The following is a 15,721-nucleotide window of genomic DNA, read 5'->3' on the forward strand; positions in this document are numbered from 1 at the left end:
CCCGGATCGGCGTTGCTACGCTGATACAGCGTCACTATCAACTCGACGCTGGCAACCGACAGGTGGTCAAGAGGGAAAGTGTCGAAAGGCAGCCTGAACTCCTGCCAATCGGGTCCCACGGTGAGCGCCCGCGACGGCAGCGTCGACCTCAGGGAGCGGGGGTGAAGGCGACGGTGAGCGTGTAGGGGCCGCTGTTGATCGACGTGTAGGTGTCGACGATGACGAACAGGGGCTCGCCGCCGGTGACATCGATCACGAGCGTCTCGTCATGGCCGCGGCCTTCGTCGTCGACGCACGCGAGCTCGGAGCCGAAGTCCGCGCAACTCTCGCGCAGGTAGATGCCCAGGTCGGTCTCGGCGGACAGCGTCAGCGTGAGCGTGCCGTCGCTCGGCGGCGTGAACCTGTGGATCGTCTCCGGCGCGTCCCATCCGAGGCAGCTGCCCTCGAACACCGAGGGGCCGGTCGCCGTGTTGCCCGTGTTCTCGCCGATCACGAGCTCGACCGCGTTCTCGCACAGCACGTCGGGCTCGTAGGCGCACGTGGCGGAGCAGCCATCGCCGCTCGTGGTGTTGCCGTCGTCGCATTGCTCGGCCGAGCCGACGGCCCCGTCGCCGCAGACGACCGGCGTGAAGCTGACGTTCAGGGTGTAGGGACCGGCCTCCCGCGGCTCATAGGAGTCGACGACGATCGGCACGGTCTGGCCGTCGCTCACGTGGATCTCGATCCGCTCTTCGTCGGGCAAACCATCGTGGGGGTAGTTCTCGTCGGAGCAGTCGATCTCGGAGAGCATGTCCGCGCACGAGCTACGGGCATAGACGCTATGCTCGGTCGGCGACTCGAGCTCGACCACGAGCGTGCCCGACTGCCCGGCGGGCGGCGTGAACAGGTGGATCTCCTCCGGTCCGTGCCCCGTGTTGCCGAGGTAGCAGGTCCCTCCCAGCCCGCTCGTGCCCCCCGACGTGTCGCCGTGGATCGTCGTCGAGACGATCGGTGTCGCGCTCGCGCAGGCGGACTCGGCGATCGGGGTGCAGGTCGCGGCGCAGTCGGTGTCCGCGCAGTCGTAGGACCCGTCCCCGTCGTCGTCCTCGTGGTTCGCGCAGTCCGTCTCGCCTGGCGTGCAGACGCCGCTCAGGGTGTCGCACACGCCGAGCGAGGGGCACTGCGCGTTCGAGGTGCACCTCGGGACGCAGGCCCGGATGCCACCGCCGATGTCCTCGCAGGCATAACCGTCGCGGCACTCCGACGACGCGCTGCAGAGCGCCAGGCACGCGCCCACGCCATCGAAGATATCAAGACAGACCCCGCCGTCGCACTCTCCGCCCGGCGTTGGCTCGGCCGCGGGCTCACACAGGTCCGAGCAGAGCCCGGACGGGTATCCAAGTTCCTCCTCGGAGAGGCAGATGTCCCCGGTGCACTCATCGTCCATCGCGCAGGCCTCGTACAGCGCGCCCGCCGGCCCGCCTCCGCCGCCACCGGTGCCGGTTGGCTCGGCGCCGCCGCCGCCACCGGTGCCGGTTGGCTCGGCGCCGCCGCCGCCACCGGTGCCGGTTGGCTCGGCGCCGCCGCCGCCGCCACCGGTGGGCTCGGCGCCGCCAGCACCGCCTCCGCCGGTGGGCTCGGCGCCGCCAGCACCGCCTCCGCCGGTGGGCTCGGCGCCGCCAGCACCGCCTCCGCCGGTGGGCTCGGCGCCGCCGCCGCCACCGGTGCCGGTTGGCTCGGCACCGCCGCCTCCGCCGCCACCGGTGCCGGTTGGCTCGGCACCGCCGCCTCCGCCGCCACCGGTGCCGGTTGGCTCGGCGCCGCCAGCACCGCCACCGCCGGTGGGCTCGGCGCCGCCAGCACCGCCACCGCCGGTGGGCTCGGCGCCGCCAGCACCGCCACCGCCGGTGGGCTCGGCGCCGCCGCCGCCGCCACCGCCGGTGCCAGTTCCGGTGCTCGTGGCGTCGACGCCGCCGCCACCGCCAGCGCCGCCGGAGCCGCCATTGCCGCCGGCGCCGACCTGGCCGTCATCGTCTCCGCAGCCCGCGGCAGCCGACAGCGCCAGCACGAAAAGACCTGCAACGAGTCGTACGTTCATCCACCTGCTCCAACGCAAGAGAGAGCTGTCGTGACGCGACGTGGGCCTCACCCCACGGCGCAGCGTGATGCCATCTTCGGCACAACCGATCCGCCTGGCAAACCCCCTTTCATGAAGGCCGCCTGCCTCCGCCGCGCGCCAGTGCGCGCGGCCGCCGGATCCGGGCGTGGCTGCGCATCGCACGGAGAATCGCGCGCGGAGCGCACAATGCGCCTGGCTCGTCTGCTGAGAGGGCTGCTCTTCTTTCATCAAACGCTCCGGACTCGCCCTCCGACAGTACGCGCATTGAGGGTCGGTGTTTCAGGCACATTGGCACGGAGGGCTCCGCAGCCAGCGGAGTGACCTCCTGGGGTAGCTGGTGTTGATCAGGAACCTCGTATCGGAAAAACCTGCCGCGAATACCTGGGCAAGAGCAGGATCGGGATCCGAGTGAAGCGGCCAGGCGCGGGGCCCTATGCGCTGTCGAGCATGATGGACGCGAGCTTCATGGCCGCTGCCTCCAGGTGCGCCTGGCGGCGACGTCGCCCACACTCTCCCAGGTGAACGCGTGACCAGCACTTTGTTGGGTTTCCTTGTTGTGTGAACGTTCACATGTCGTTTATCATCTCGGCACTCGAAGCGCTTCGAAAAGGAGGGCCGATGCCCGTTTCTCACCTCGGAGGAAATTTATGATCACACGAGTCACGGGCGCAGCGCTGCTCGCCGCAGGGACCCTGACGCTGGCCGCGTGCGGTCGCAGCGACGACGGCGAGTCCGGCGGCAAGGAACTGCGCATCTGGCACTACGAGGCTCCCGAGAGCGCCATGGGCGTGGCCTGGAACGAGGCCATCAAGGAGTTCGAGGCCACTCATCCGGGCGTGAAGGTCAAGCTCGAGGAGAAGGGCTTCGAGCAGATCCAGAAGACCGCGCCCATGATCATGAACTCCAAGAGCGCCCCCGACGTCATGGAGTACAACAAGGGTAACGCGACCGCCGGGCTGCTGTCCAAGCAGGGCCTGCTCGAGGACCTCACGCCCGAGGTCACCAAGCGCGGCTGGGACAAGCTGATCAGCCCGAACGTGCAGGCCGTCGCCAGGTACGACGAAAAGGGGATCATGGGCGGCGGCAAGTGGTACGGGGTCCCCAACTACGCCGAGTACACGCAGGTCTACTACAACAAGGACCTGTTCAAGAAATACGACGTCAAGGTCCCGACCACGTTCGACGAGTTCACCAAGGCGATGGACGCGTTCGTCGCCAAGGGCGTCACGCCGCTGGCGAACGCCGGCGCCGAGTACATGGCGCAGCAGTACGTCTACCAGCTCGCGCTGGAGAAGGCCGACCCGCCGTGGGTGAACGCGTTCCAGCGCTACACCGGCAAGGCCGACTTCACCGACCCGGCATGGACGTACGGGGCGACCACGTTCGCCGACTGGGTGACGAAGGGCTACATCGCCAAGAACTCGGTCAGCGCCAAGGCCGAGGATGCCGGGGTAGCGTTCATGAGCGGCAAGTTCCCGATGATGTTCTCCGGGAGCTGGTGGTTCGGCCGCGTGTCCAAGGAGGCCAAGTTCGACTGGGGTACCTCCGTGTGGCCCGGCGCCAAGATGACCCTCGGATCGGGCGGAAATCTGTGGGTCGTACCGGCAGGATCGAAGAACAAGCAGCTCGCCTACGACTTCATCGACATCACGTTGAAGAAGAAGATCCAGAACATCCTCGGCAACGCGGGCGCGGTGCCGGTGGCGGCCGACAGCTCGGCCATCACCGAGCCCAGGGCCAAGAAGCTCAACGACGACTTCAACACCCTCGCCCAGTCGAGCGGCCTGGCGTACTACCCGGACTGGCCGGTCGCGGGCTTCTACGATCAGTGGGTCTCGCATACCCAGAAGCTCATGAACGGCGATTCGCCGCAGTCGGTGCTCAGCGGAATCCAGAGATCCTACGACAGCGGCCTGCCCAAGTGACGACACGCAGCTTGACGGGGCGTGACCGGCTCGCCTACCTGCCCTACCTGATCCCCGGGCTGCTGCTGTTCGCCGGGGTCATCGGGGCGCCGTTCCTGATGAACATCGGGACCAGCTTCACCGAGTGGGCCGGCGTCGGCACCCCGACGTGGGTAGGGCTGGACAACTACCGGGAGCTGGCGACGGACGGCGAGTTCTGGGCGTCGTTCCGGCACAACGCGCTGGTCATCGTCGGGATGGCGATCCTCCCGACGATGATCGGCCTCGTGCTGGCCGCCGTCTTGACCGACCTGATCGACCGGCACTTCGGCCCGCGCACCGCCAGCGCCCTGCGCGCCTGCATCTACCTGCCGCAGGTCCTGCCAATCGTCATCGCGGGCATCGTGTGGAGTTGGCTGCTCGCCCCAGAGAACGGCGCGGTGAACGTCCTGCTGGACGCGATCGGGCTCGGCTCGCTCGCGCATGACTGGCTCGGCGATCCCGCCACCGCGCTGTGGAGCGTCATGGGGGTCATGGTCTGGATCCAGATCGGATTCCCCCTCGTGATCTTCATGTCCGGGCTGCAGCGCGTGGACCCCTCGCTGTACGAGGCGGCCGAGATCGACGGGGCCTCGTGGGCGCAACGCTTCTGGCACGTCACCATCCCGCAGATCAGGCCCGAGATCTTCGTGGTGCTGCTGTGGACGACGATCGCTGCGCTCAAGGCGTTCCCGCACATCTTCGTGCTCACCAGGGGCGGCCCGGGAGGCGCGACCAGCGTGCCGTCCTACTACTCCTACGTCAATTTCTTCGAGAAGACCGACGTCGGCTACGGCTCCGCGATCGCCACCGTGCTGACGCTGATCATCATCGCGCTCACCATCGCCTTCCTGCGGCTGCAGGGCGGTGAGCTGGGGGAGGAGCGGTGACCGTGACGCTGACCGAGAGCCCGGTGAGCGCACCCGCGCGGAACCGGCCGCGGCGGCGCCGCCGGGGTCCGTCGGCCTACGCGGTGCTGGTGGCGCTGGCCGCGCTGGCCGGGATCATGCTGATCCCCTTCGCCGTGGTGGTCTTCAACGCGCTGAAGACGCCGGAGGAGTACACCGCCAACGGCCCGCTCGCCCCGCCGGAGGGATTCTATCTCGAGGGGATCAAGGACTTCTGGGAGCGCGTCGGCTTCGGCCACGTCCTGTTCAACAGCCTGCTCATCAGCGGCTCGGTGGCCGTGCTGGCGGTCCTGCTGTCGGTCCTGAACGCCTACGCGCTGGGCATCGGCCGGATCAAGGGACGGATGTGGGTGCTGGTCCTGCTGCTGATGGCCAACACGCTGCCGCAGGAGTCGCTGGTCTACCCGCTGTACTACCTGGCCAACAAGGTCGGGCTCTACGACACCCGGATCAGCGTGATCATCGTGTTCGCCGTCGTCCAGAGCGCGTTCGGCACCTACCTGCTGTCGTCGGTGATGTCGGCGTTCCCCCGGCCGCTGCTGGACGCGGCGCGGATAGACGGCGCCAGCCGGTGGCAGATCCTGTGGCGGGTGATCGTGCCGGTCGTGCGGCCCACGCTGGCAGTGATGCTCGTCTTCTTCTTCATCTGGACCTGGAACGAGTTCCTGATCCCCCTCGTCTTCCTCATCTCCAACGACAACCAGACGGTCTCGGTCGCGCTCGGCGTACTGCAGGGGCAGCGGCTGATGGACGCCACCATGTCCAGCGCCGCCGCGCTGCTCGGCCTGCTGCCGACCATCGTCTTCTTCCTCATCTTCCAGCGCACGCTATCGCGCGGACTCACAGCAGGAGCGATCAAGGAATGAAGTTCAGCGACGGTTACTGGATGATGCGCAAGGGGGTGCACGCGGTCTACCCGATGGAGGTCCTCGACATCGACGCCGGGCCGGCGTCGTTCGTCGCGCACGCGCCCGTCCAGCGGATCCGGCACCGCGGCGACCTGCTCAAGGGACCGGTGGTGACCGTCACCTGCGCGTCCCCGATGCCGGACGTCATCGGTGTCACCATCACGCACTTCGCGGGCGAGCGGCCCCGCGGCCCGGCGTTCGAGCTGGCCACCGACCCGACCGGGGCGGTGACGTTGGACGAGGAGGCGGCCACGCTGACCTCCGGCGCGCTGTCGGTGCGGGTCGGGCGCGGCGAGGGGTGGAGGCTGGACTTCCTGGCCCGGGGCCGCCGCCTCACCGGCAGCGCGCAGAAGGCGACGGCGATCATCGACACCGACGACGGCCGCCACTACGTGCGGGAGCAGCTCGACCTCGGCGTGGACCACTTCGTGTACGGGCTCGGCGAGCGGTTCGGGCCGCTGGTCAAGAACGGCCAGGTCGTGGACATCTGGAACGCCGACGGCGGCACGTCCAGCGAGCAGGCGTACAAGAACGCGCCGTTCTTCCTCACCAACGCGGGCTACGGCGTGTTCGTCGACCATCCCGGGCGCGTGTCGTTCGAGGTGGCCTCCGAGGCGATGGCGCGGACGCAGTTCAGCGTCGAGGGCCAGTCGATGCGCTACTTCCTCATCTACGGGCCGACGCCGAGGGAGATCCTGCGCAAGTACACAGCGCTCACCGGGCGGCCCGCGAGGGTGCCGGGCTGGTCGTACGGGCTGTGGCTGTCCACCTCGTTCACCACCGATTACGACGAGGCGACCGTCACCTCGTTCATCGACGGGATGGCCGAGCGGGGCCTGCCGCTCAGCGTGTTCCACTTCGACTGCTTCTGGATGCGCGAGTTCCGGTGGTGCGATTTCGAGTGGGATCCGCGCGTGTTCCCCGACCCGCCCGGGATGCTGCGCCGGCTCAGGGAGCGCGGCCTGCGCATCTGCGTCTGGATCAACCCCTACATCGGGCAGCGCTCGCCGCTGTTCGAGGAGGGCAGGGCGCGCGGCTACCTGCTGCGGCGCCCGAGCGGCGACGTGTGGCAGTGGGACCTGTGGCAGCCGGGCCTGGCCGTGGTCGACTTCACCAACCCCGAGGCCCGCGCGTGGTACGCCGCCAAGCTCGAGGCGCTGCTCGACATGGGCGTGGACTGCTTCAAGACCGACTTCGGCGAGCGCATCCCCACCGACGTCGTCTACCACGACGGGTCCGACCCGGACCGCGCGCACAACTACTACGCTTATCTCTACAACCAGACGGTGTTCGAGCTCTTGCGCAAGCGGCGCGGCGAGGGCGAGGCGATCGTGTTCGCCCGCTCGGCCACGGCGGGCGGGCAGCAGTTCCCGGTGCACTGGGGCGGCGACTGCGAGTCGACGTTCGAGGGCATGGGGGAGAGCCTGCGGGGCGGCCTGTCGCTGGGCATGTCGGGATTCGGCTTCTGGAGCCACGACATCGGCGGATTCGAGGGCACCCCCGACCCGGCGCTGTTCAAACGATGGATCGCGTTCGGGCTGCTCTCGTCGCACAGCCGGCTGCACGGAAGCCGCTCCTACCGGGTGCCATGGCTGTTCGACGAGGAGTCCGTGGAGGTCCTGCGGCGCTTCAGCCGGCTGAAGATGCGGCTGATGCCCTACCTGGCCGGGGCCGCGCGGCAGGCGTACGGCGAGGGCCTGCCGATGATGCGCGCGATGGTCGTCGAGTTCCCGGACGACCCGGCCTGCACGCATCTCGAGCGGCAGTACATGCTGGGCGACGACCTGCTCGTGGCGCCTGTCTTCTCCGCCGACGGGGAGCTCTCCTACTATGTGCCGCGCGGCGTTTGGACGCACTACCTCACCGGGGAGCGCGTCGAGGGCGGCCGCTGGGTGCGCGAGCGCCACGGGTTCGACAGCGTGCCGCTGCTCGTCCGGCCGGGGGCGGTGATCCCCGAGGGCGCGGTGGAGGACCGTCCCGATTACGACCACGCGGATGGTGTAACGCTGCGCGTGGTCGAGCCGGCGGACGGCGCCCGCGTCACCACCGTGATCCCGGGCGCGGACGGGGACGCGGTCACGACGTTCACCACGTCCCGGGACGGCCCGGTGGTGCGGGTGGAGGCCGCGGGAGCCCCAGGTGCCTGGAACGTTCTCCTCGTCAACCGCCGCGTCGCGGCCGTTGAAGGCGGGGAGAGCGCGGAGCACGCGCGGGGAGCGCTGGTCAGGGCGACCGGCGGCGAGCTGGTCATCACGCTGGAAGAGAAGGGCTCAACCACGGCGCCCGGTCCCAAAGGAGACGACCGATGAAGAGATTTCGCTCAATCGTTGCTTCCGTTCCGTTCGTCCTCGCGCTTTCGTTTCACCCCTCGGACTCGAGCGCGAGTGACATGCTGCCGTTCCAGGATCCCGGTCTGGGGATCGAGATCCGCGTCCGCGACCTCCTCGGCCGGCTCACGCTCGACGAGAAGATCTCGCTCCTGCATCAGTTTCAGCCTGCCATTCCGCGGCTCGGCATTCCGGACTTCAAGGCCGGCACCGAGGGGCTGCACGGAGTGGCCTGGTCCACCGATCGCGACAACGGCGGCGCCGTCGTGACGGCTACCGGCACGGTGTTCCCGCAGGCGATCGGCCTGGCGACGACCTGGAACACGGATCTCATCCGGCAGGTCGGCGAGGCTGTCGGAGCCGAAGTTCGCGGCCATCACGCGCTCGCCCCTCGCGTCTGGGGTTTGCAGGTGTGGGCGCCCGTGGTCAACCTCCTGCGCGACCCGCGCTGGGGGCGCAACGAGGAGGGCTATTCCGAGGACCCGCTCCTCTCCGGCGCGATCGCCACCGCATACGGGCGCGGCCTCGAAGGGGACGACCCGCTCTACCTGAAGACGGCGCCGGTCATCAAGCACTATCTCGCCAACAACAACGAGATTCATCGTGACACCACGTCGTCGAATCTGCGCCCCCGCGTGAAGCACGAGTATGACGAGCTGGCCTTCAAGATACCCATCGCCGCCGACGCCGTGACCGGCGTCATGACATCTTACAACCTGGTCAACGGCAGGCCGTGCACCGTCAACCCGGATGTCGGCGAGGTCGTGCGGAGCTGGACGGAGAAGACGCTCTACAACGTGTCCGACGCCTGGGCCCCCAACAACCTGAGCGCCTCGCAGAAGTACTTCGCCACGAGCGAGGAGGCCTTCGCGGCCACGCTCCTGGCCGGAGTGGACAGCTTCACCGTCGACGACGCCAACAGCGCGCGCACCATCGAGATTCTCCACTCGGCGCTCGCGCAAGGGCTTCTCACCGAGGAGGACATCGACGCCTCCGTCGAGCACGTCCTTTCCGTCCGCCTCCGGCTCGGCGATTTCGACCCGGACGGGGGTCCCTACGCCGGCATCGGGCCCGAGGTCATCGACAGCCCGGAGCACCGCCAGCTGGCCCGCCGGGCCGCCGACGAGGCCATGGTGCTGCTCGCGAACAGGCGTCGCCTCCTGCCGCTGGACCCGTCGGCCACGCGGCGGATCGCGGTCGTCGGGCCTCTCTCGGACACGCTCTACACGGACTGGTACTCCGGGGCGCTGCCGTACCGGGTCACGCCCCTGGACGGCATCCGCGAGCGGCTCAGCGGCGCCACTGTCCTCTCCAGCGAGGGCGTGGACCGGATCGTGCTGCGCGACGTCGCGAGCGGCCGCTACGTGACCGCCGGCGCGGACGAGGACGGGGACATCCTGCGCGTCGGCGCGGCCAGCGCGGGTCCCACCGAGGAGTTCGACGTGTTCGACTGGGGGCAGGGCATCGTCACGTTGCGCAGCGCGGCCAACGGCAAGGTGGTCGACCGCTTCAACTTCGGCCCCAACTTCGCGAACCGCGCCGCCCAGCCGTACGGCTGGTTCGTCCAGCAGCAGTTCGTCCTCGAGCCGCAGAGCGACGGCACGCACGTCATCCGCTACGCCGGATACGAGAAGGCATTCGACTGGGCCGGTTCCGAGGTCTACCTGACGATCGCCGAGGACGGCGCGCTCGCCCTGACCGCGACCGAGGCGGCCAACGCGGCTCACTTCGCGGTCGACGTGGTCCGGAGCGGCGTCGACGAGGCCGTGCGCGCGGCGACAGGCGCCGACGCCGCCGTGGTCGTCGTTGGCAGTATGCCGTTCATCAACGGGCGGGAGGATCACGACCGCACGTCGATGGCCCTGGCCGACCGGCAGTCCGCCCTGGTACGGGCGGTGCTCGCCGCCAATCCGCGCACCATCCTCGTGATGGAGACCAGCTATCCGATGACCATCCCGTGGGAGAAGCTCCACGTCCCCGCCATCCTGTGGACCACCCATGCGGGCCAGGAGACCGGCCATGCCATCTCCGACGTCCTCTTCGGCGACCACAACCCTGCCGGGCGACTGACCCAGACCTGGTACCGCTCGGCGGACGACCTGCCGGACGTCCTCGATTACGACATCATCAAGGCCCGGCGGACCTATCTCTACTTCGACGGTGATCCGCTCTATCCGTTCGGGTACGGGCTGTCGTATTCGACCTTTGGGTACGACAACCTCCAGCTGAGCGCCCGGTCGGTCCAGGCCGGCGACCCGATCTCGGTGCGCGTCGACGTCACGAACACGAGCCTGCGGGCCGGCGACGAGGTCGTTCAGCTCTACAGCCGCCAGCCATCGTCGCGCGATCCGCAGCCCGCCAAGCAGCTGCGGGCGTTTCGGCGGATCCGTCTCGCGCCGGGCGAGAAGCGGACGGTCGAGCTCGCTTTCGCCGCCTCCGACCTCGCCCACTGGGACGTGACCCGGAGCCGCTGGGTCCTCGAGGCGGCTGGCGTCGAGCTGATGGTCGGCTCCTCCTCGGCCGACATCCGCCGGAGCGCGGTCGTGCGCGTGCGCGGCGAGCGCATCCCGGCGCGCGACCTTGCCCGCGAGACGCGAGCGCTCGACTTCGACGACTACGCCGGCATCGAGCTGGTCGACGAGAGCAAGGAGTGGGGCGATGCCGTGGGCGCCACCGCGGGCGACTGGCTCCGCTTCTCCGATGTGGAGCTGGGCAGCGGTGCCAGCCACTTCAGCGGCGGGTTCGCCCGCGCCGAGGCGGGCGACGCGCTCGTCGAGATCCGGCTCGACGATCCGGTCCGCGGCAAGGTGGTTGGGACCGCCGTCGTGCCGAGCACGGGCGACGTGTACGCCTATGCCACCGCGGCCGCCGAGCTCGACGGCGCTTACGGGCGACACGACGTCTACCTCGTCTTCCGTGGAGCCGCCCGCCTGTCGACGTTCGCGATCGACTGAGGGGCCCTTCGACGTAGGTCTCCGCATACCCGTCTCCGTGCCGGTTGATCCCGGCGCACTGGAGGGTGGGTGGGATCACGTCACGCCCGGGTCATTCCCGACGGGTGGCGGGCTCTTCGGTGGGCGGGAGGGGCGTGGCGGCGCGGGGGCGCGGCGCCACGGCCGCGCTCAGTACATCAGGTTGCCCTGGCCGAGCACGAAGGTGATGTTCTGACCGAACTGGGCCCGGGCGGTCGTCACGCGCGCGGTGGCGTTCACGATGCGGTTGCGGCGCTCGACCGCCGAGCTCGCCGCGAGGCCCTGGGCGATCTCGGCGCGCGCGAGGTCGAGCTGCTGCGCCGCAGCGGGATACAGCGTCATCGGGGCCATCACCTCGATGGCGTCGTCGATCTCCACGCGGGCGAGCTCCATCAGCTTCTGCTGCACGTCGGCGCGCGTGTTCGCGAACTGGTCGACGAGCACCCGCGCGGCGTCCAGCCGTTGCTTCGCGATGTCGGCGTTGAAGACGGCGTTCAGCGCGCGCAGGAAGCGAGCGATGGCGAGCGCGTCGAGCGGCACCAGGTTGAGCGGCGTCCCGAAGCGCTGCTCGAGCTCCTGGGCGGCGGGAGAGAAGAGGAAGGGCGTCGAGGCGTAGAACGTGACGGCGTCGGTGAGGCCCGGAGCCGCCTTGTCGTTGATCTGCAGGTTGTTGTGGAAGAAGGGCGGCGTGTCCGCGGCCTCGATGAGGGGTGGCGGGTTGAAGGTGCCGTTGCCGAACGAGTTGGGGAAGCCGATACCCGTGGCATCGAAGTTGGGCGCCGGCAGGTCTCGCCCGCCGAAGCCGCCGTCCGCGAGGAACTCGCCCCCGAAGCTGCCCCCGTTGAGCGGCGACCCCTTGGTGCGCGTGCCGGTGTCGAAGTTGCGGTTGTTGCCAGTGTCCTGGAAGTTCGCGCCGGCGTTGTGGTGGCACAAGTTGCAGCGGCCGCGGTTCGGGTCCATGAACGCTTGCCGGCCATCCTCCGCCTCCGCGTCGAACAGGCGAACGCTCGCCAGATCGAGCTCGTTCAGCCGGCCCAGGCTGAGCTGGAAGGCCAGGGTCACGTCCTCTTCTTCCGGTGTCGGCAACCGGAAATCGACGCCCGGCTCGCGGGCGAGGCGCTTGGGAAAGTGCTGGGTGATCGCGTCCTCGAGGAAGCCGCGCAGCGTGCCGTCGCTCGAGCCGTCCCCGCCCCAGCCGGTCCGCTCCGTGGGGGGATTGGTGGTGCCGTCCCCCGAATCCGCCCGGATGCTGGTGCTGAGCGAGAGGACGTGGTTCACCCCGCGCGAGACGAACCGGTGCGTCGGATCGGCGAAGCCGTCCACGTTCTCGAGGATGGCCGCGTCGTCCAGCAGATCCGAGGTCTCGAGCTCGGCGAGCTCCGGCACCTGCCGGAACACGAAGAGCGGGTCATCGGGGTTGGTTTGGTCGAGGGCCTGGATGAACGGCACGTCGAGCGTCGTGTTGTTGGCCACGGGGTGGCAGGTGCCGCAGGTGCGGCCGTTGCCCTCGAACGTCTCGTGGAAGAAGACACCCGCGCCCGCGCAGATGTCCTGCGAGACGAGCCCGGCGACCACGCGCGGATCCTGCGCGCACGCAGCGAGCCGATCCGCCAGGGCGAGCGATTGCGAAGCTTCATCGAGGGGCTCCGGAATCTCGTCCTCTGCCTGCGAGCACCCCCCGGCGAACAGCGCCATTCCGACGCCGCACGCGAGCAGCAGCCCCATCTTCGAGCGTTCCATCGAGCTTTCTCCGTTGCAAGCGCAGCGCCCGGCCGTGGCGAGCGGCCACGAGCAGGAAAGCGGCGCGTTTCATCCACTCTTCAGCTGGGGTCGCGGAGCCATTCGAGCCGCCCGGCGGTGCGGCGTGGGCCTCGTGCGCCACGCCCCGGCGGGGAAACCGCCGGGGAGGCAGCCCTCGCCGCCCGGCGCGTAAGGCCGCGCCCTGGGGACGTCAGGCGGTGCTAGGAGCGACCTCAGGCGAGCGATGATGTAGCTGAACAAAAACGATGTTCAACGTTCGGCGCGGCCCAGATCTCCATTTTTAAAGATTCTTTACAAACAGGCCCTGGAACAGCCCGGAGACCACTCCGAGGATCATGCAGACGTGTGCTGCGTTGTACGACTTCCGCGTTTCGGCGCTCACTCCCTGTGATCAACCATCGCTCCGATGGGACTCCTTCAAGCACTTGGAAGGGTCACGCACGGCGGCGGAGCTGCAGCACGCCGAGCGCGATGCAGAACACGGCGGTGCCCCAGTGCATCGCGAGGTAGCCCGGGTGAGCGCCGCGCCACGCGAGCACGATGGCTCCGTCGACGACGGGGATCACCGAGCCGAGGAGCAGCGCGAGCGCCGCGGCGCGCCGCTCGCCAAGGAGCGTGAAGGCGATGAGCAAGGCGCCGACGGAGAGGTCGCGCGCTCCCTTGGCGACAGCGTACGCGGCGATGCCAGCGAGCGGCACGCCGAAGGCCGCGGCCGCGGTGCCGGGGACGACCAGGAAACGCGCGCCGATGAAGCACAGCGTGAGGCCGGTGAGCAGCGTGGCGATGCCCGCGCCGCCGAGGCGGCGCGACGGGAGGGACGGGGCGGAGGGAGCGATGGTGGCGTCGTTCATGGGCTGGATGTAGCCCTCGGCGGACGCGCCCGCGATGGCCGGCGCGCGCAACGAATGGCCCCAGACGCTCACGTTGCGAGCGCTCTGGATCATCGCTAGGCTCACGCCATGTACCAGGATGACCCGCTATCGAGCCGATTTTTCCTGGCGAAACTCTCGTCCGAGCTCGTCTGCCGGACCGCTGCGCGAGGGGCCTGGGCGCTCGAGCTTCCGGCGCGTCCGATCCTGGTGCTCCACCACGTGACCGAGGGGAGCTGCGTGCTGCGCGCCGGGCGAGAGACGGTCTCGCTCTATCAGGGCGACGTGGCGCTGGTGCGACCGAGCGTGGGGCACCGCGTCGACCACGGCGACGCGAGGGCGAAGCCCGTGCTCCTCGACCGGTGGCTCGAGGTCTCGCGAGAGGAGGACGGCGAGCGCGTGCTCGGCCGCGGCGCCGCCACGGCGCGCGCGCTGTGCGGCGTGTTCCGGTTCGAGCACGACGCGCTTGCCCCCCTGCTACAGGTCCTGCCGACGGTGATCCACGCCGGCGCGCGGGCCATCGAGGCGCGGCCCTCGTTTGCCGACGCGCTGGCGCGCCTGCGGAGCGAGCTGCACGAGACGCGCCCGGGGGCGGGGCTGGCTCGCCGTCGCTGGCTCGAGCTCATCCTCATCGAGCTCGTGCGGCTGCTCGCCGACCGCGAGCCCGCGAAGCTCGCCGCGCTCGGCGCCACGCAGGACGTCGTCGTCGCCCGCGCGATCGCCGAGCTCGTGCACGACCCGGCGCGCGCGTGGGACGTCGACACCCTGGCGCGAACGGTGGGCGTCTCGCGCGCCACGCTCGCCCGGCGGTTCCTCGAGGCCACGGGCGCGCCGCCCATGGCGTACCGGGCGACGCTGCGCACCGAGCACGCGCGCCGCCTGCTCCGCGAGACGACGCTGTCGAACCAGCAGATCGCCCACGCGGTCGGGTTCGCCACGGTGCAGGCGTTTCAGCGCGCGTTTCGGCGCGAGACCGGGGCGACGCCGTCGGCTGTCCGCGCGCAGCTGCGCGCCGCGCACGGCTGAATCACCGCACAGGAACGTCGATCGGCTCGTGATGTAGATCGAAATAAGCGGACGTCTCGTTCGCTCGGGGATCGCCAGACCCTCGACGAGAGGATTCTTCTCCGTCACGGAGCCAGGGACGTCAGGGGCATCGAGCTGCGGTGTATTCGCCGTTGGCGTCGATGTCGTGGGTATCGGTGCCGCTCAGCCGGACCACGACCTCCGCGGCGTCGATGCTCACGATCTCCATCGTGCCGGACCTCAAGGAGCCTTCGCCCCACCAGCAGCCGTCGTCGCCCCTGTCACTGCGGCTCACAGTGTAGTTCGAGTACAACACCTCCGGCGCGCTCAGATCAAGGATGCCGGGCACCTGCAGCGCAGGGGGAATGGCGATGCCCAGCGCCCAGTTGTCGCAGCCGTTGAACGAGGTTGGATCCGCGCAGGAGCTCACCGGGACGCCGAAGATGATGAAGAGATCGTTCGGAGAAGTGCCCGGCCCCGGCCCGCCGCCGGAGGAGCTGCTCCCGGACTCGTTCGACGGTTCGGGGAACTCACTCCTGAGGAGCGCGATCGCGCCGGCCGTCGCGGGCCCGGAGCCGCTCCCGGTCGAGGCGGAATCGCCGGCGCCGACCGACGAGCCGCCCCCGGTGCTGGAGTTGCCGCCATTCCCGACCGACGAGCCGCCCCCGGTGCTGGAGTTGCCGCCATTCCCGACCGACGAGCCGCTGCCGATTCCATGAGCGTCATCATCGGGCCCGTCCTCGTGACCGCCGCCGTCGTCGCTGTCGTCGCCGACCTCCACCAGGGCGGTGCATCCGGCGCCGAAGGTCTGGAGCATCATCAGCCCAAAGAACAATGAAATGGATGTATTCACGAGGCGTCGCATTCGTATCTCCCCGGGCCTGTCAGCGCGGCCCGTTGTCACTCCAT

Annotated in this window: 10 protein-coding genes; 6 read left to right on the top strand and 4 right to left on the bottom strand. The window is 69.4% G+C overall.

The window, feature by feature from the left end:
* Positions 1 to 148: 148 nt before the first annotated feature.
* Positions 149 to 2,077, bottom strand: coding sequence for a DUF4215 domain-containing protein (locus tag WME95_RS36020; RefSeq protein WP_437903848.1), 1,929 nt, complete (start codon positions 2,075 to 2,077; stop codon positions 149 to 151).
* Between the two features lie 668 nt (positions 2,078 to 2,745).
* On the opposite strand from WME95_RS36020, the gene WME95_RS36025 reads away from it, so the two are divergent.
* The 5 genes from WME95_RS36025 to WME95_RS36045 all read left to right on the top strand — a co-directional run bounded on the left by WME95_RS36025 (position 2,746) and on the right by WME95_RS36045 (position 11,138).
* Complete coding sequence (locus WME95_RS36025; protein ID WP_437544175.1) at positions 2,746 to 4,023, top strand: ABC transporter substrate-binding protein; 1,278 nt, start codon at positions 2,746 to 2,748, stop codon at positions 4,021 to 4,023.
* 11 nt (positions 4,024 to 4,034) lie between these two features.
* The gene (locus WME95_RS36030) at positions 4,035 to 4,931 is read left to right on the top strand and encodes a carbohydrate ABC transporter permease (RefSeq protein ID WP_437903849.1); all 897 of its coding nucleotides are present in this window, start codon (positions 4,035 to 4,037) and stop codon (positions 4,929 to 4,931) included.
* Positions 4,932 to 5,047: 116 nt separating this feature from the next.
* A complete protein-coding gene (locus WME95_RS36035; RefSeq protein ID WP_437555552.1) occupies positions 5,048 to 5,815 on the top strand; it encodes a carbohydrate ABC transporter permease in 768 nt (255 codons plus the stop codon).
* Positions 5,812 to 8,166: an alpha-xylosidase gene (gene yicI / locus WME95_RS36040; RefSeq protein WP_437903850.1), complete on the top strand. Its 2,355-nt coding sequence runs from the start codon at positions 5,812 to 5,814 to the stop codon at positions 8,164 to 8,166. Before WME95_RS36035 ends, yicI begins: the two co-directional genes overlap by 4 nt.
* Entirely contained in the window at positions 8,163 to 11,138 is a 2,976-nt protein-coding gene (locus tag WME95_RS36045) for a glycoside hydrolase family 3 C-terminal domain-containing protein (RefSeq protein ID WP_437903851.1), read from the top strand. The genes yicI and WME95_RS36045 overlap by 4 nt, the downstream gene beginning before the upstream one ends.
* 168 nt (positions 11,139 to 11,306) lie before the next feature.
* Here WME95_RS36045 and WME95_RS36050 read toward each other — a convergent pair whose 3' ends face one another.
* Both WME95_RS36050 and WME95_RS36055 read right to left on the bottom strand, forming a co-directional pair.
* Complete coding sequence (locus WME95_RS36050) at positions 11,307 to 12,896, bottom strand: hypothetical protein (protein WP_437903852.1); 1,590 nt, start codon at positions 12,894 to 12,896, stop codon at positions 11,307 to 11,309.
* A 455-nt stretch (positions 12,897 to 13,351) separates the two neighbouring features.
* Positions 13,352 to 13,861 (bottom strand): DUF4267 domain-containing protein, encoded by a 510-nt coding sequence (locus WME95_RS36055; RefSeq protein WP_437903853.1) that lies wholly within the window; start codon positions 13,859 to 13,861, stop codon positions 13,352 to 13,354.
* 15 nt (positions 13,862 to 13,876) lie between these two features.
* Here WME95_RS36055 and WME95_RS36060 point away from each other — a divergent pair, with 15 nt between their 5' ends.
* Positions 13,877 to 14,812, top strand: a complete 936-nt coding sequence (locus tag WME95_RS36060; RefSeq protein ID WP_437903854.1) for a cupin domain-containing protein — start codon at positions 13,877 to 13,879, stop codon at positions 14,810 to 14,812.
* A gap of 121 nt (positions 14,813 to 14,933) precedes the next feature.
* On the opposite strand, the gene WME95_RS36065 is transcribed toward WME95_RS36060, so the two are convergent.
* Complete coding sequence (locus WME95_RS36065) at positions 14,934 to 15,632, bottom strand: hypothetical protein (RefSeq protein ID WP_437903856.1); 699 nt, start codon at positions 15,630 to 15,632, stop codon at positions 14,934 to 14,936.
* Between the last annotated feature and the right edge of the window lie 89 nt (positions 15,633 to 15,721).

This window comes from Sorangium sp. So ce327 (assembly GCF_051530205.1).
Lineage (GTDB): Bacteria > Myxococcota_A > Polyangia > Polyangiales > Polyangiaceae > Sorangium > Sorangium cellulosum_B.